The sequence below is a fragment of the Arthrobacter alkaliphilus genome (assembly GCF_021483235.1).
In the GTDB taxonomy this organism is placed as follows: domain Bacteria; phylum Actinomycetota; class Actinomycetes; order Actinomycetales; family Micrococcaceae; genus Arthrobacter; species Arthrobacter alkaliphilus.
Window position 1 is genome coordinate 1 of sequence record NZ_JAKEEC010000013.1, and the last position, 15,274, is coordinate 15,274.

Consider the following 15,274-nt stretch of genomic DNA (forward strand, 5'->3'; position numbering starts at 1 on the left):
GCACTGGCGGCAAGACCGGCAAGCACGGTGACGGAAGCGGCGACGGCCTCCACGGCCGCCGTGCTTTCCGCACCCCAGACTGTCCTTCGATCCATACCCCCACCCTCACACGAGGCACCGACAATTTAGCGTCCAAGGGGCCCCCGCCCGGAAAATTCCCCGAAAAAACCCCAAGAACACGGTCGCGGACCGCGACCAAGGAGCTAGGGGACGAGCGTCCGGAAAGACTAACTGAAGAGACGCCGTGCCTCGAGGTTCCCGCCTTCAGAGGGCGAGCGGCCGGAGCTGGAGAGGGGCTGGGAGCTGGCCGGTCTCGTAGTACGACGCGAACACCTCAGCGGCCTCGGATGCTGAAAACACCTCGGACGCGGCCACGCGCGCCTCACATCCGTCCCATGGAATGACGACCTCGGGTGGCAGGGCCAAGCCATTACTTCCGGCGCGACCCACGACAAAGTGCGCAGGGTCATGACGTTCTTGCTCGAGCCGCCGAAGTTCAAGAGTCATCGCTTTCACCGAGCCTGCCGCCTGAATGTACTCTTGTGGCGATTCAGTGAGATCGACACGCTCGAACGGGATGCCGCTGGGAAGCTTCCAGAGGCTAAGCGAGTAGCGAACCACGCCGTCGAGGAGACCGAGCCGCTGCTCGATCAACTCCCGAGGCGCCAACACCGGATCTTTGAGCTCGCCATGAACCCGGCCGTTCATTGTGAGCGCGTGGGTTACATTCATCACGGGACCCTCACTTGCGACGTGGGCGTGATCGTTATCGGCATGCCCTTAAGCATCACAGCTGCAGGAACCGAGCTGGGTGAAGTACTCGTGCTGGTACCCGGGGTCGGGGAAGCGCCGCAACTGCCCGCCCTGCCCCCGCACGACTAGGACCCGCACCCCCAGGACCCGCACCCCCAGGGCCCCCAACCCCTGCACAGGCCGTTCCAGCGTCGCAGCCTACCTCGGCGGATCAGTGACCTCGATGCGCACCGCGCACGCATCTGCGGCAGCCTTCCGCAGCACGGTTGTGTTGGGGTCGGCTACTGCCAGGAACGGGAGCCTCGTCCGCGACGCGTATTCCTTCAACGCCTTTTCTTCCAGGACAGCTGCTGACAGGGCGGCGTCTCCGCCCAGCACGAGATATTCAATTGGGTGCCCGGCAAACACCCCTGCGGCATAACCGGCCACGGCTTCCGTCAGGGCGTTTGCCTGGTTCTCGCGACGACGGGCAAAGCGCTGTTGCGAGGATCCGCCCGCCGCCGAGCGCGACTGCACGTAGCGGGAACCCGATTTGGACGCGGCCAGCATGCCGCCGCTCGCGACCCCCACTGCATAGCCGCCCCGCCGCAACAGGATGATCCCAAGCTGCCGTTCCTGCGAAGCGAGCGAGGCCAAACGCTCCACCGAGTTGCTTCCCCTGCCGGGCCGTCCATCAACGGGCCATGGTGCGCGTAGCAGAGCGGTCGCGCCGTCGGCGGCCCGCAGCACGACGCCGTCGGCGGCCCGCAACAAGACGCCTTCGTCGTCGAGATCCTCCCGCAGCGCGCCATGGCTCGCGGCGAAGCGCTCCACCCAGCCGGCCAGCCTGGGCCCGGCGACGAAGGCCGTCCGGGCGGCCGGCACGGCTTGCTTGCCGGCTGAGCCGTGCGCTGGGGTCTCCACGTCGATGTCTCCTTAGCTGGAATCATGAGTAGCCTATCCATGTGGAAGATCTCTTTGGTGCCGGGGCGGACAACGCCGGGGCGGACAACGTCGACGACGACGGCGGCCAGCCGGATTCGGGCCGCGTCGAAGCAGGCCATGCGGCGTCGCAGCGGAGCCCTTTGGCTGTCCGCATGAGGCCCAGGACGCTCGACGACGTCGTGGGACAGCAGCATCTTCTTGGCCAAGGTTCGCCGCTCCGGCAGCTCGCAGCCGGGGCTGACGCAGCCGGTCCTGCCGGTCCCAGTTCCGTCATCTTGTGGGGACCGCCGGGAACAGGCAAGACCACGCTCGCGCATGTCATCGCGAGGGGACCGGGCCGGAAGTTCGTCGAGTTGTCGGCGATCACCGCGGGCGTGAAGGACGTCCGGCGCGTTATGGACGAAGCGCTCACCGCCCGTGACCTTTACCGGACCACCACTGTGCTGTTCCTGGATGAGATCCACCGCTTCAACAAGGCACAGCAGGACGCTTTGCTTCCCGGCGTCGAGAACCGCTGGGTGGTCCTCGTCGCAGCTACGACCGAAAACCCGTCGTTCTCGGTGGTATCGCCGCTGCTTTCGCGGTCCCTCCTGCTCACCCTGAAGCCGCTCACGGACGGCGATATCGAAGCCCTCCTGCAGCGCGCAGTTGCCGATGCCCGCGGCCTTGCAGGGGGAGTAGAGCTCACCCCTGAAGCACTGGAGCATCTGGTCCGACTGTCCGGCGGAGACGCCCGCCGCGCGCTCACCGCGCTTGAGGCCGCGGCCGGCGTCGCGTACGGGGACCGGAGGCACAACGGCGACGCGTCGGAAGATGCACCTGAAGAAGAAGGCCTAGCCGGCGACGGCGCCCCCGAGGCACCGGTGGTCGTCGAACTCCGCCATACAGAGCGGGCCTTGGACGTGGCTGCCGTCCGCTACGACCGCGCCGGTGACCAGCACTACGATGTCGCCAGCGCATTCATCAAGTCCATCCGCGGCTCGGACGTCGATGCGGCCCTCCACTACCTGGCCCGCATGCTCGAGGCCGGCGAGGACCCGCGCTTTGTGGCCCGCCGGATTGTCATTTCGGCGGCCGAGGACATCGGCATGGCCGATCCGACGGCGCTGCAGACCGCCGTCGCCGCCGCCCAGGCAGTGCAATTGATCGGAATGCCGGAAGGCCGGATCATCCTCGCCGAAGCCGTGGTGCACCTGGCCACGGCGCCCAAGTCAAACGCCGCCTATATGGGCATCAACAAGGCCATCGCCGATGTCCGCGCGGGGATGGGGGTCGGAATTCCGGCGCACCTGCGTGACGCGCACTACCAAGGAGCAAAGGGCCTGGGGCACGGCCAAGGCTACAAGTACGCCCACGATGCCCCGCACGGTGTCGCCACCCAGCAGTACCCCCCGGATGACCTGGTCGGCAGGGACTACTACGAGCCCACGGCAAACGGCGCCGAACGGGACATTGCTCCGAGGCTTGAGCGGCTGCGCAGGATTATCCGGGGCAAGTAGCTGCCGTGCTAGGATGGATGTTTGTCTGGCAAGGCGCGGACGCACAATCCATCACATTCCAATGGGTGGGCCTGTGCCCTGCGCCCCGTAGCAAAAGGCAGCGGTTGGCCGATGCTCTCCCTCATGGAGGCCAGTAACACTGACACACCGCAAATATTGGAAGGACACAAGTGGCTAACAACACTCGTGCTCGCCGTACCGCACGCCTTTCGCGTGCACTCGGCATCGCTCTGACTCCCAAGGCAGCCAAGTACATGGAGCGCCGTCCGTACGGCCCCGGTGAACACGGCCGTGCCCGCAAGAAGCAGGACTCCGACTACGCCGTTCGTCTGCGCGAAAAGCAGCGTCTGCGCGCCCAGTACGGCATCCGCGAAGCCCAGATGACCCGTGCCTTCGAAGAAGCACGCCGTACCAAGGGCCTGACCGGTGAAAACCTGATCGAACAGCTCGAAATGCGCCTCGACGCCCTCGTGCTGCGTGCCGGCTTCGCCCGCACCATCGCCCAGGCCCGCCAGCTGGTTGTGCACCGCCACATCCTCGTTGACGGCGTCCGCGTGGACCGCCCGTCGTTCCGCGTTGGTGAAGGCCAGCTCATCCACGTTCACAGCCGCAGCGAAGTCATGGCTCCGTTCCAGGTCGCCGCTGCAGGTGCGCACCGCGATGTCCTGCCCCAGGTTCCGGCCTACCTGGACGTCAAGCTTGACGCCCTGCAGGCACGCCTGGTTCGTCGCCCGAAGCGCTCCGAGGTCCCCGTGACCTGCGAAGAGCAGCTCGTGGTCGAATTCTACGCTCGCTGATTCAGCAAGCACCTACAAAGAAGCCCGTGGCACGCGCCGCGGGCTTCTTTGTATGTAAGGTACTTGGGGAAGCCACGCCGGGCGCGCCTGTGTAGAACCACACGGCGCCAGCGGCAACGCACAAATGCTAGGAGATGAGTGTCCATGACTGGTGGCGATATTGCAGGCCTGATCGCGGCCGGAGTTTTCGCGCTCCTTGTGCTGCTTTTGGCCGTACCGATCCTCAAGCTCGGACGCGTCTTCGATGAGGTCCGCACCTCCATCCGTTCCCTGAGCGACGGAGCAACGCCCCTCATGGATGAGGTGACGGCCACCGTTTCCACCACCAACCAGCAGCTGCAAAAGGTGGATGGCATCACCTCGAACGTTTCCGACGCGTCAGCGAACATCTCGGCGTTGTCCTCGCTGGTGGCCGCAACAGTCGGTTCGCCGCTTATCAAGGTGGCAGCGTTTAGTTATGGAGTGCGTTCGGCTTTTGCCTCCCGCCGTAAACCGAGCAGCGGCCGCCGCAGCCGCTGAATCCATCCCGAAGTCAGGAACACCGTGAAAAGAATTGTCTGGATGGGGATCGGCGTGGCAATCGGAGTCATCGCCTTCCGCAAGATCACCCAAGCACAGTCCGCGCTTGGTCCCGAAGGCCTGAACCGTGCCGTTGCGCGGCTGGCCGACGGCGTGTACGACTTCGCCGACGCCGTCCGCGCCGGAATGAATGAACGCGAAGTCGACCTCAGGTCCGCGCTCGGCATCGTGGAGTCCGACGCCGGCAGGCGCTAGCCGCCGCGGTTCGCCCGAGCGGCCCCAACAGGGCAGAATTAGAAGCTGCGGCAATGGCGCATGCCAGAACCGCGCACAAACTCACGTGCAGTGAATTGAGAAGGGTAAGTAATCAGCTAATGAAGTCGCACGAGATCACCAAACGCTGGGTGGACTTTTTTGTCAGCAAGGGCCACACCGCCGTTCCCTCAGCCTCGCTCGTATCCAGCGACCCCTCCCTGCTCTTCACTGTGGCCGGCATGGTTCCGTTCATCCCTTACCTGACCGCCCGCGAGGAGCCGCCCTTCACCCGGGCCACGAGCGTCCAGAAGTGCATCCGCACCGGCGACATCGAGGAAGTGGGCAAGACCGCCCGCCACGGCACCTTCTTCCAGATGTGCGGAAACTTCTCCTTCGGGGACTACTTCAAGGAAGACGCCATCAAGTTCGCCTTCGAACTGCTCACCAAGAGCGTCGACGACGGCGGCTACGGACTCGACGTCGACCGCCTCTGGGTGACCGTCTACGAAGAAGACGACGAAGCCCAGGAGCTGTGGCTCAAGAACACCGGCATCCCCGCGTCGCGCATCCAGCGGATGGGCAAGGCGGACAACTACTGGTCCACCGGGCAGCCCGGCCCTGCGGGCCCGTGTTCGGAAATCTACTACGACCGGGGACCGGCGTATGGCGCCGAAGGCGGCCCCATCGCGGACGAAAACCGCTACATCGAAATCTGGAACCTTGTGTTCATGCAGTACCAGATCGAGAACGTCCGCTCGAAGGTGGACTTCGACATCGTTGGCGAACTGCCCAAGAAGAACATCGATACCGGCCTCGGCATGGAGCGCCTCGCGATGATCCTGCAGGGCGTTGAAAACATGTACGAAACGGACCAGGTCCGTCCCGTCATCGACAAGGCAGCGGCTTTGTCCGGCAAGGAATACACCTCCGCCGAGTCCGCTGACGACCCGCACCACACGGACGATGTCCGGATGCGCGTCGTCGCCGACCACATCCGTTCGGCCCTCATGCTGATCTCCGACGGCGTTTCCCCGTCCAACGAAGGCCGTGGCTACGTCCTGCGCCGGCTTATCCGCCGTGCCGTCCGTGCCATGCGCCTGCTCGGTGTCGAGGAAGCTTGCCTCCCGCAATTGCTCCCGGCTTCCCGCGACGCCATGAAGGGTGTCTACCCCGTGGTGGAGACCGACTTCGAGCGCATCAGCCGCATCGCCTATGCCGAAGAAAAGGCCTTCCTGCGCACCATCGCCTCCGGTACGGCACGCCTTGAGGAAGCAGTGGTGCTCTCCAAGGCCGCCGGCAAGCCGCTGTCCGGCGAGGATGCCTTCACCCTGCACGACACCTACGGATTCCCGATCGATCTGACCCTCGAAATGGCAGAAGAGGCCGGTCTGAAGGTCGACGAGGCCGAATTCCGTAACCTCATGCTTGAACAGCGCCAGCGGGCCCAGGCGGATGCCAAGGCCAAGAAGGGCGGACACGCCGATGTCTCGGCCTTCCAGGAGCTCCTGGCCGAAGGCGAGACAGTCTTCACGGGCTACACCGAGTTGGAAGGCGAAGCGCGGGTCCGCGGCATCGTCAGCTCCGGCCAGCGTGTTGCCCACGCCTCCACCGGCGACGAAATCGAGTTGGTGCTCAACGAGACCCCGTTCTACGCAGAGGCCGGTGGCCAGTCGGCCGACAAGGGGCTCATCACCGGTGACGGCTTCGTCGTCGAAGTCCTCGACGTCCAGCGCCCCGTGAAAGGCCTGAGCGTCCACAAGGCGATCGTCCGTGAGGGCGAGATCGCTTCGGACGCCTTGGTGCGCGCCGCCGTCGACCGCGAACGCCGCCACGCTGCGGAGCAGGCCCACACGGGCACGCACATCGTGCACGCCGCCCTCCACCAGATCCTCGGCCCGGAGGCGACCCAGCGGGGCTCCTTCAATAAGGCCGGCTACCTTCGCTTCGACTTCGCCTGGGGCGAGGGGCTGAGCGCGGCCACGAAGTCCGAGATCGAAGAGGTCTCGAACATCGCCATCCGCAACAACTTCCAGGTGGACACGAAGATCATGGGCCTCGCGGAGGCGAAGGCACTCGGCGCCATGGCCCTCTTCGGCGAAAACTACGGCAGCGAAGTCCGGGTTGTGGAGATCGACGGCGCGTGGTCCCGCGAACTCTGCGGTGGAACCCACGTGGCCAACACCTCCTTGATCGGGAGCCTGTCGCTGCTCGGCGAGCAGTCCGTGGGTTCGGGAAACCGCCGCGTGGAAGCCTTCGTCGGCCTTGACGCTTTCCGGCACCTCGCAGCCGAGCGCGCCTTGGTCACCGAGCTGACGGAGATGCTCAAGGTCCCCTCGGGCCAGCTGGCGGACCGGATCTCGAGCACCTTGGCCAAGCTCAAAGCTACAGAAAAGGAACTCGAGCGCCTCCGCAAGGAGCAGCTGACCGCGGCGGCTGCGAACCTCGTTGCGACGGCCCGGGACGCCGCAGGCGTCCGGGTGGTGGCGCACGACGCCGGCCAGGTCGGCGGAGCGGACGACCTCCGCAGCCTCGCCATGGACCTCCGCAACCGGCTGGGCTCCGACGCTTCCACGGTAGCCGTGGCCGGAGTCAGCAACGATCGCCCGGTCATCATCGTGGCCACCAACGAGGCCGCGCGCGACGCGGGCGTCAAGGCGGGCGCGCTGGTCCGCGTGGCTGCAGGAATCCTCGGCGGTGGCGGCGGCGGCAAGGATGATGTCGCCCAAGGCGGCGGAACCGACGCCGCGAAGATCGCACCGGCCCTTGAGGCCGTTGTGGACGCGATTGCCAAGCGCTGATCTTGGAGGCCATTGCGAGCAACGCTGATTACCCGCGGGGCATCAAACTGGGGGTGGATGTCGGGACCGTCCGTGTGGGAGTTGCCATCTGCGATCCGGACGGGATCCTGGCAACGCCGTTCAAGACGGTAAGCAGGGACGCCAAGAAGAATTCGGACGTCGCAGTCATCGTGCGGCACGCCGCGGAGTTGGGCGTAGTTCAGATCTTCGTCGGGCTGCCGCGCACACTGAAGGGCGAGGAACGGGCGTCCGCCGTCATGGCAACCGACTACGCGGAGTTGCTCGCGGCTCAATTGCAAGCCCGTGGGCTTGAGGTTCCCGTCAACCTGGTGGACGAGCGCCTCAGTACCGTGACGGCACACCGCAATCTGCACGAAGCTGGCATGAGCAGCAAGGATCATCGTAAAGTGGTGGATCAGGTCGCCGCTGCCGGAATTCTGCAGCACGCGATCGACATGCAAAAAGCCAGAGGTGCGGATGTGGGCAGGCGTGTGCAGGCGCCGATGCCACCCCAACACATCGACGGTGCCAGTGCGCCGCTGCCGGCCTCCGGCATTGATCCACACTCTCCAACGAGGGGAAGACAATAGTGAGCCCGGTCAACAACGACCCCTCCAACGACGCTGCAGAAGACCGTATCCGGCCTCTGACGCGCCGTGAAATCCGTGCCAGGGAACGATTCTTGGAGACCCAGAACCAGGAGGTCTTGCCACCGCCTGTGCCTGTCCATTTTGAACCCGTCGAAGTCCCGAAGCCGCAGCCTGCATACGTCCCGGACTACGCGCCGTCGTCCCGGGAAGAGACCGCCCACGCCGCTGGCCTCCACGACGACGGTCTGCACGGCGACGGTCTGCACGGCGAGACACCCGCACACGAAGAGGACATGCTGGAGCACCCTGCCACGGCGGAGCCAGTTGATTCTGCGCTGCCCGAGGCCGTGCACCACGACGTGGCGCACCCGGAGACCGTCCAGCACGACGCCGTTCACGCGGAGACAGTCCTGCACGACACCGTTCACCCCGAGACCGTCCAGCACGACGCTGTGCACGCCGACGCCGTGCACAGCTACGACGTCGCCCACGGTGACGAGTTCCACGAGCTGGAGGCCCATGAGGAAGGTTATGAGCACCACGATCCGCACTTCGACTACGGAGTCCATGAAGAAGCCGGCGCCCATGACCTCATGGCGGCCGCGACTCCGGCGCCGAAGGTCCCCTCGAAAAAGGTCCGCCGTCGCCGTCGCCTTCTCGCCCTTTTTCTCACCCTTACGGTATTCGTCGCAGCGGTTGCCGTTGGTGCACAGTTCCTGAAGCCATTGCTCGGGATGGACAAGGTCACCGACTACCCCGGCCCGGGCACCGGTTCGGTCACCATCACTGTGGCCCCGGGCTCCGGCCCGAAGCTGGTCGCGAGCAACCTGCAGAGCCAGCACGTCATTGCCGACGCCGATAGTTTCGTGGCGGCATTTACTGCCTCCGGCGGTGAACTCTCACCGGGTGATTTCACCTTCAAAACCGAAATGAAAAACTCCGACGCGGTGAACGTCCTGATCGGCAAGGACTCTTCGAAGGTCATGTACTTCGCCCTGAGTGCCGGGCTCCGCATCAATGAATCCCTTGACGCGATTTCCAAGGGTTCGCGCATACCTGTTTCCGAATTGAAGGCGCTCAGCGACTCACCGGCCCAGTTCGGCGTTCCTGCACAGGCAAAGAACCTGGAAGGCTTCCTGGCACCGGGGGAGTACCGTTTCCCGTTGGGCACCCCCGCCAAGGACATCCTCCAGAAGCTCGTCTCGGCCACCACCGACGAGCTCAAGGCCCAGGGAGTCACCGATCCCGCCAAGCAGTACCAGGTCATCACGGTGGCCAGCATCGTGCAGGCTGAAGGCGGGCAGGCCGACTACGGCAACGTGGCCGGCGCCATTTACAACAGGCTGAAGCCGGGCAACACCGAGACGAACGGACTCATCCAGTCCGATGCCACCGTGACGTACGGCCTGGGTACCAAGACCTTCCACCTGACCGACGCCCAAAAGGCGGACAAGAACAACCCATACAACACCTATGCCAACGCAGGCCTGCCGGTCGGTCCCATCGGTTCACCGGGTAAGACGGCCATCGATGCCGCCGCCAAGCCGACACCGAACAACTACCTTTACTGGGTGACCATCAACCTCGACACCAAGGAAACGAAGTTCTCCAGCACGCTGGCGGAACACCAGAAGTACGTTGAGCAATACAACGCATGGTGTGCCGCCAATGCCGGACGGTGCGTGTGAGTAGACGTGCTGCCGTCCTGGGGCACCCCATCAGCCACTCGAAGTCACCAGCGCTGCACCGCGCGGCCTATGCGAAGCTTGGCCTCGACATCGACTACTCGGCCATCGATGTAACAGTTGAGCGGCTCCCGGCCTTCATGGCGGGCCTCGCGGCCGGGGACGACTGGTGCGGTTTGTCCGTCACCATGCCCCTCAAGACCGCCATGGTGGACGAGGTCGACGAGGTCCGCGGGGCCGGTGCGTACCTGGGGGTCATCAACACGGTTGCGTTTGAGGCCACCGAGCACGGCGTCCGGCGGGTCGGCCACAATACGGACGTGGCCGGCATCGTCGACGCCGTCAGGAATGCGGGAGTCACGGATCAGCCGAGGGCAGCGGTCCTTGGCGGAGGCGGGACGTCCGCGGCCGCTATTGCGGCGCTCCGGGAGCTCGGTTCGAACCATGTTGACGTCTTTGTGCGCGACGCCGGACGGGCCGCTGAGGCGAAAGCCGCGGCAGCCGCCGTCGGGCTCCCGGTTCATCTTCGGCCGCTGGCCGAAGCCGCTGAAGGCATGGCGGGAGCGGACCTGGTGATCTCCACGCTGCCACCGCGGGCGGCGGATGGGATTGCGGCGCAACTTAGGCAGCTCGCCGACGGTGGCAAACTTCCTGAAGGTGGCAAGTTTCCCGACGATGGCAAGGTTCCCGACGATGTCTGGGGTGTCCTCCTCGACGTCGCCTACGATCCGTGGCCCAGCCGCATTGCCGAAGCATGGCATTCGCGGGGCGGAGCCGTGGTTCCCGGGTTGGAGATGTTGCTCTACCAAGCCGTGGAGCAAATCCGGCTGTTTTCCGGAGCCGAGGTTACCGCTGACGTCATAGATGTGATGTGTGACTCAGTCGGGCTTCCCCGGCGGGTCTAGTAGGGGCCTTACATGGCAGGATTGGATATATGTTGCGTTGGTTGACTGCCGGTGAATCCCATGGACCGGCACTGCTCGGAATTGTAGAAGGCGTACCCGCCGGTGTTGAACTCACCAGCGGGGAAATCCGCGACGCCTTGGCGCGTCGGCGTCTCGGCTATGGCCGCGGCGCCCGGATGAAGTTCGAGCAGGACGAAGTGACCATCCTTGGCGGCGTCAGGCACGGCGTGACGCAGGGTGGCCCGGTCGCGATCCAGATCGGCAACACCGAATGGCCCAAATGGGAGCAGATTATGTCTGCCGACCCGGTGGACGCCGCGCTGCTCGCGGACCAGGCCCGCAATGCGCCGTTGACGCGTCCGCGGCCCGGCCATGCAGATTTCACGGGTATGCAGAAGTACGGATTCCCGGAGGCCCGCCCTGTCCTGGAGCGTGCCAGTGCGCGGGAGACCGCCACGCGTGTCGCGTTGGGCACTGTCGCTGCGCAATTCCTGAAGCAGCTTGGCATCGAACTCGTAAGCCACACAGTATCCATCGCGAGCGTGACCGTGCCGGAGGGCCGGCCGCTCCCGGTGCCGTCCGACGTGCTGGCCCTCGATGCCGATCCTTTGCGCTGCTTCGATCGTGAGACCTCCGACGCCATGGTGGCCGAGGTGGACGCAGCACACAAGGAGGGCGAGACCCTCGGAGGCGTTGTCGAAGTTCTTGCCTACGGACTGCCGCCCGGACTTGGAAGCTACGTGCATTGGGACCGTCGCCTCGACTCGCGCCTGGCCGCCGCGCTGATGGGCATCCAGGCGATCAAGGGCGTGGAAGTCGGCGACGGCTTCCTGACCGCGGCGCGCCGAGGCTCCGCCGCGCACGACGAGATCGTTAAGGACGAGACGGGCCGGATCGTCCGCAAGACCAACCGTGCAGGTGGCATCGAAGGCGGCATGAGCATCGGCGAGGTCTTGCGTGTCCGCGCTGCCATGAAGCCCATCGCCACGGTCCCGCGTGCCTTGAAGACCATTGACGTGAGCACCGGCGAGGCCGCCAAGGCGCACCACCAGCGCTCCGACGTCTGTGCCGTTCCGGCCGCGGGTGTTGTAGCCGAGGCCATGGTCGCCCTGGTGTTGGCCGAGGCGGTCGCCGAGAAGTTCGGCGGCGACTCGGTCGAAGAGACCGCCCGCAACCTGCGGGGTTACCTGGACAGCATCCCGGCAACCCTGGACTCGGTCGGCCACTAGTGGTCCGCGGCAGTTCCGGGGTCGGTTTCGGTCCCGCCATAGTACTCGTGGGACCCATGGCCGTCGGCAAGTCGGTCATTGGCCAGCAGCTCGCCCAGCAATTGGGCGTGCCCTTTGTGGACACGGACGCGGTCATCGTCGAGCACCACGGCACGATCGCGGATATTTTCGCCGGTCGCGGAGAACACGCCTTCCGGGAGATCGAGGCCAGGACAGTGGCACGGGCCGTCGACGCCGCCAACGTCGAGGGCGCGGTGGTCTCCCTCGGAGGTGGCGCGGTGCTCGATTCGGGCACGCAGCAACTGCTGGGCGACTGCACCGTGATCTACCTTGAGTGCGACGCCGACACGGTCGCCGAGCGCATTGCCCGCAACACCGGCCGGCCACTCCTGGCCGGCGACGCAATGGCCCGCTGGGCGACCCTCTTCGCCGCCCGGCGTCCAGTCTATGAACGCCTTGCAGACATCATTGTCGACGTCCGGTCCGGGACCGTGGCGGAAATCGCCCTCCACGTGGAGGAAAGACTGCGTGAATACGCGGCCTTGAAAGAGGAAGTGCAAAAGTGAGCAACGAAGCAACGGTCATCAAGGTCACCGGCCAGTCCGCCAACGAGAACTACGACGTCGTCGTCGGGCGCGGCCTCTTGGAGACCCTTCCCGCGAAGCTGGGCGAGCGGGTGAGGCGGGTTCTCGTGATCCACCCCCGTGCCCTGCGCCTCACCGGCGATACGGTCCGCGCGGACCTCGAGGCTGCCGGATTCACGGCCCTCACGGCCGAAATCCCGGACGCCGAAGAAGGCAAGCACATCCAGGTTGCGGCCTTCTGCTGGCAAGTGCTCGGCCAGAATGACTTCACCCGCTCCGATGCGATCGTGGCTGTGGGCGGGGGAGCGGTCACCGACCTCGCCGGATTCGTCGCCGCCACCTGGCTGCGCGGCGTCAAGGTCATCCATATGCCCACGAGCCTCCTGGGCATGGTGGACGCTTCAGTTGGCGGTAAGACCGGCATCAACACGGCCGAAGGCAAGAACCTGGTGGGTTCCTTCCATCCGCCCGCGGCTGTCCTCGCCGACCTGGACACCCTGCAGACGCTGCCCAAGAACGAGTTGATCTCCGGAATGGCGGAAGTCATCAAATGCGGCTTCATTGCCGATCCCGCCATCCTGGAACTCGTCGAAAACAAGCCGGAGGAAGTCACCGATCCCGGATCGGCCGTGCTCCGCGAGCTCATCGAACGGGCAATCGCGGTCAAGGCGAAGGTGGTTTCCGAGGACCTCAAGGAATCGGGCCTGCGGGAAATCCTCAACTACGGACACACGCTCGGCCACGCAATCGAACTCGTCGAACGCTACTCGTGGCGGCACGGCGCAGCGGTTTCGGTTGGCATGATGTTCGCCGCAGAGCTTGCCCGCAGCGTCGGCCGGCTCTCCGACGCCGAGGCCGACAGGCACCGCACCATCCTGGAGGGCCTCGGGCTGCCGGTCACCTACCGCCGGGACCGCTGGCAGGGCCTGCTTGACGGCATGCGCCGTGACAAGAAGTCCCGCGGCGACCTCTTGCGCTTCGTGGTGCTCGACGGCGTCGGGAAACCCGGAATCCTCGACGTGCCGGACACTTCGCTGCTCTTCGCGGCTTACCAGGAGATCGCCTCATGACCACGCAGACCTTCATCAGCATCAGTGATTGGCCAACCGGCGGTTTTCCCGGCGTGCGCACCAACCCGGACACCCTCCTGCCTGCCATCGTCAACGAGGAGGCCATGCAGGCCGCACTGGCCGCGTCGAACGATCCGGCCGACCGCGTCATGGCCCTCATGCTGGAGGGCCACCCTGGTGAAGCCGCCGAGTTGCTGGCCGAGGCTCGCTACAAGGATCCCGAGTCGTTCAAATTGCGGATCTTCGAGGCCGAACTCCACCGTGCCACCCACCGCTTTGACCGGGCTGTGGAGCTTTTCCGCCAGCTCCTGGGCGAGGTCCACGGAACCGCCGAGGAACCGGTGGTCTACCAGTATTTGGGGCGGACCTATTTCGTGGCCGGCAATCATGCAGCCGCGGCAGAATCGTTCACGAAGGCGTTGGATCTGCGGGTCGCTTTGGCTGCCGACGCTTCGTTGATCTACTCCTCTGCCGTGGCCCTGCAGCGCGCCCGGAACGTCCTCGAGTTCGCCTCCTGAGGCAGCAGCGGGCGGACGCCCCGCATTTTGCCGGTAGAATGGTCTTTGGATTTTTGATAAATACGCGCTGGCTGCCGTCACGGCATGCCTGCTTGGCATAGTCGGCTCAAAGCTAAACCAGTAGCTAGCACCAGTGAGAGAGACCAGAGGAAACTAGTGGCAACCACAAATGACATCAAGAACGGAACCGTGCTGAAGCTCGAGGGCCAGCTCTGGAACATCATTGAGTTCCAGCACGTCAAGCCGGGCAAGGGCGGCGCGTTCGTGCGCACAAAGATGCGCAACGTCATGTCGGGCAAAGTGGTCGACAAGACCTTCAACGCCGGCCTCAAGATCGAAACTGCCACGGTTGACCGCCGCGACTACCAGTACCTGTACCAGGACGGCGCGGACTTCGTGTTCATGGACACCCAGGACTACGACCAGATCACTGTTTCCGGTGCCACGGTAGGCGACGCCACCAACTTCATGCTGGAAAACCAGATGGTCAACATCGCCATCCACGAGGGCACCCCGCTCTACATCGAACTGCCCCCGAGCGTTGTCCTCGAAATCACTTACACCGAGCCGGGCCTGCAGGGCGACCGCTCCTCGGCCGGCACCAAGCCTGCCACCCTCGAGACCGGCTACGAGATCCAGGTGCCCCTGTTCGTTGAGAACAACACCAAGGTCAAGGTCGACACCCGCGACGGCAGCTACCTGGGCCGGGTCACCGACTAGTGAGTGCCCGTGGTAAGGCCCGTAACAGGGCCCTCGAAGTACTGTTCGAGGCGGAGCAGCGTTCCGCCTCCGCTTTCGAGGTCTTGAAGGCTCGCCGGGACAAGACCGACCTCGTCGTCAATCCGTACACGGTGGACATCGTGGAAGGCGTGGTTGCGATGCAACCCACCATCGACGAGTTCCTGCAGACCTACGCCCAGGGCTGGACCCTCGAGCGGATGCCGGCGGTCGACCGCATCATCCTGCGGATCGGCGCCTGGGAACTGCTTTACAACGACGACGTGCCGGACGGCGTGGCAGTCAGCGAAGCGGTTGCCCTCGCCAAGGTCATGTCCACGGACGAATCGCCCGCCTTCATCAACGGCCTCCTCGGCCGGTTGCAGACGCTGAAGCCGTCACTGCTCGCCTAAGCGTCATTGCTTGCGAAA

The 15,274-nt window shown here is 65.0% G+C and carries 17 protein-coding genes; 15 read left to right on the top strand and 2 right to left on the bottom strand.

Annotation, left to right across the window (positions count from 1 at the left end):
* Window positions 1-264: 264 nt before the first annotated feature.
* Window positions 265-732: a hypothetical protein gene (locus L0B83_RS10640; RefSeq protein WP_234758385.1), complete on the bottom strand. Its 468-nt coding sequence runs from the start codon at window positions 730-732 to the stop codon at window positions 265-267.
* Here L0B83_RS10640 and L0B83_RS10645 point away from each other — a divergent pair.
* Window positions 718-882 (top strand): hypothetical protein, encoded by a 165-nt coding sequence (locus tag L0B83_RS10645; protein WP_234758386.1) that lies wholly within the window; start codon window positions 718-720, stop codon window positions 880-882. The two genes, L0B83_RS10640 and L0B83_RS10645, sit on opposite strands and share 15 nt — an antisense overlap.
* Before the next feature lie 69 nt (window positions 883-951).
* On the opposite strand, the gene L0B83_RS10650 is transcribed toward L0B83_RS10645, so the two are convergent.
* Window positions 952-1,656 carry an acVLRF1 family peptidyl-tRNA hydrolase gene (locus L0B83_RS10650; protein ID WP_234758387.1) on the bottom strand — a complete coding sequence of 235 codons (705 nt, stop codon included), beginning with the start codon at window positions 1,654-1,656 and terminating at the stop codon, window positions 952-954.
* Between the two features lie 41 nt (window positions 1,657-1,697).
* Here L0B83_RS10650 and L0B83_RS10655 point away from each other — a divergent pair, with 41 nt between their 5' ends.
* The 14 genes from L0B83_RS10655 to nusB all read left to right on the top strand — a co-directional run bounded on the left by L0B83_RS10655 (window position 1,698) and on the right by nusB (window position 15,256).
* Complete coding sequence (locus L0B83_RS10655) at window positions 1,698-3,176, top strand: replication-associated recombination protein A (protein WP_234758388.1); 1,479 nt, start codon at window positions 1,698-1,700, stop codon at window positions 3,174-3,176.
* Window positions 3,177-3,346: 170 nt separating this feature from the next.
* Complete coding sequence (gene rpsD, locus L0B83_RS10660) at window positions 3,347-3,973, top strand: 30S ribosomal protein S4 (RefSeq protein ID WP_234758389.1); 627 nt, start codon at window positions 3,347-3,349, stop codon at window positions 3,971-3,973.
* 144 nt (window positions 3,974-4,117) lie between these two features.
* Window positions 4,118-4,492: a DUF948 domain-containing protein gene (locus L0B83_RS10665; RefSeq protein WP_234758390.1), complete on the top strand. Its 375-nt coding sequence runs from the start codon at window positions 4,118-4,120 to the stop codon at window positions 4,490-4,492.
* Between the two features lie 42 nt (window positions 4,493-4,534).
* Window positions 4,535-4,747: a hypothetical protein gene (locus L0B83_RS10670; protein WP_234758476.1), complete on the top strand. Its 213-nt coding sequence runs from the start codon at window positions 4,535-4,537 to the stop codon at window positions 4,745-4,747.
* A gap of 119 nt (window positions 4,748-4,866) precedes the next feature.
* On the top strand, window positions 4,867-7,545 hold the full coding sequence (gene alaS, locus L0B83_RS10675) for an alanine--tRNA ligase (RefSeq protein WP_234758391.1): 2,679 nt from the start codon (window positions 4,867-4,869) through the stop codon (window positions 7,543-7,545).
* 2 nt (window positions 7,546-7,547) lie between these two features.
* On the top strand, window positions 7,548-8,135 hold the full coding sequence (ruvX, locus tag L0B83_RS10680) for a Holliday junction resolvase RuvX (RefSeq protein ID WP_268820788.1): 588 nt from the start codon (window positions 7,548-7,550) through the stop codon (window positions 8,133-8,135).
* A gap of 128 nt (window positions 8,136-8,263) precedes the next feature.
* A complete protein-coding gene (gene mltG, locus L0B83_RS10685) occupies window positions 8,264-9,823 on the top strand; it encodes an endolytic transglycosylase MltG (RefSeq protein ID WP_443627141.1) in 1,560 nt (519 codons plus the stop codon).
* On the top strand, window positions 9,820-10,725 hold the full coding sequence (locus L0B83_RS10690; RefSeq protein ID WP_234758393.1) for a shikimate dehydrogenase: 906 nt from the start codon (window positions 9,820-9,822) through the stop codon (window positions 10,723-10,725). The genes mltG and L0B83_RS10690 overlap by 4 nt, the downstream gene beginning before the upstream one ends.
* 29 nt (window positions 10,726-10,754) lie before the next feature.
* Window positions 10,755-11,954 carry a chorismate synthase gene (gene aroC / locus L0B83_RS10695; protein WP_234758394.1) on the top strand — a complete coding sequence of 400 codons (1,200 nt, stop codon included), beginning with the start codon at window positions 10,755-10,757 and terminating at the stop codon, window positions 11,952-11,954.
* Window positions 11,954-12,520: a shikimate kinase gene (locus tag L0B83_RS10700; protein WP_372461185.1), complete on the top strand. Its 567-nt coding sequence runs from the start codon at window positions 11,954-11,956 to the stop codon at window positions 12,518-12,520. The genes aroC and L0B83_RS10700 overlap by 1 nt, the downstream gene beginning before the upstream one ends.
* Window positions 12,517-13,608: a 3-dehydroquinate synthase gene (aroB, locus tag L0B83_RS10705; protein WP_234758396.1), complete on the top strand. Its 1,092-nt coding sequence runs from the start codon at window positions 12,517-12,519 to the stop codon at window positions 13,606-13,608. The genes L0B83_RS10700 and aroB overlap by 4 nt, the downstream gene beginning before the upstream one ends.
* Window positions 13,605-14,126, top strand: coding sequence for a tetratricopeptide repeat protein (locus L0B83_RS10710; protein WP_234758397.1), 522 nt, complete (start codon window positions 13,605-13,607; stop codon window positions 14,124-14,126). Before aroB ends, L0B83_RS10710 begins: the two co-directional genes overlap by 4 nt.
* A gap of 156 nt (window positions 14,127-14,282) precedes the next feature.
* Window positions 14,283-14,846, top strand: a complete 564-nt coding sequence (gene efp / locus L0B83_RS10715; RefSeq protein ID WP_234758398.1) for an elongation factor P — start codon at window positions 14,283-14,285, stop codon at window positions 14,844-14,846.
* Window positions 14,846-15,256 (top strand): transcription antitermination factor NusB, encoded by a 411-nt coding sequence (gene nusB, locus L0B83_RS10720; protein ID WP_234758399.1) that lies wholly within the window; start codon window positions 14,846-14,848, stop codon window positions 15,254-15,256. Before efp ends, nusB begins: the two co-directional genes overlap by 1 nt.
* Window positions 15,257-15,274: the final 18 nt, after the last annotated feature.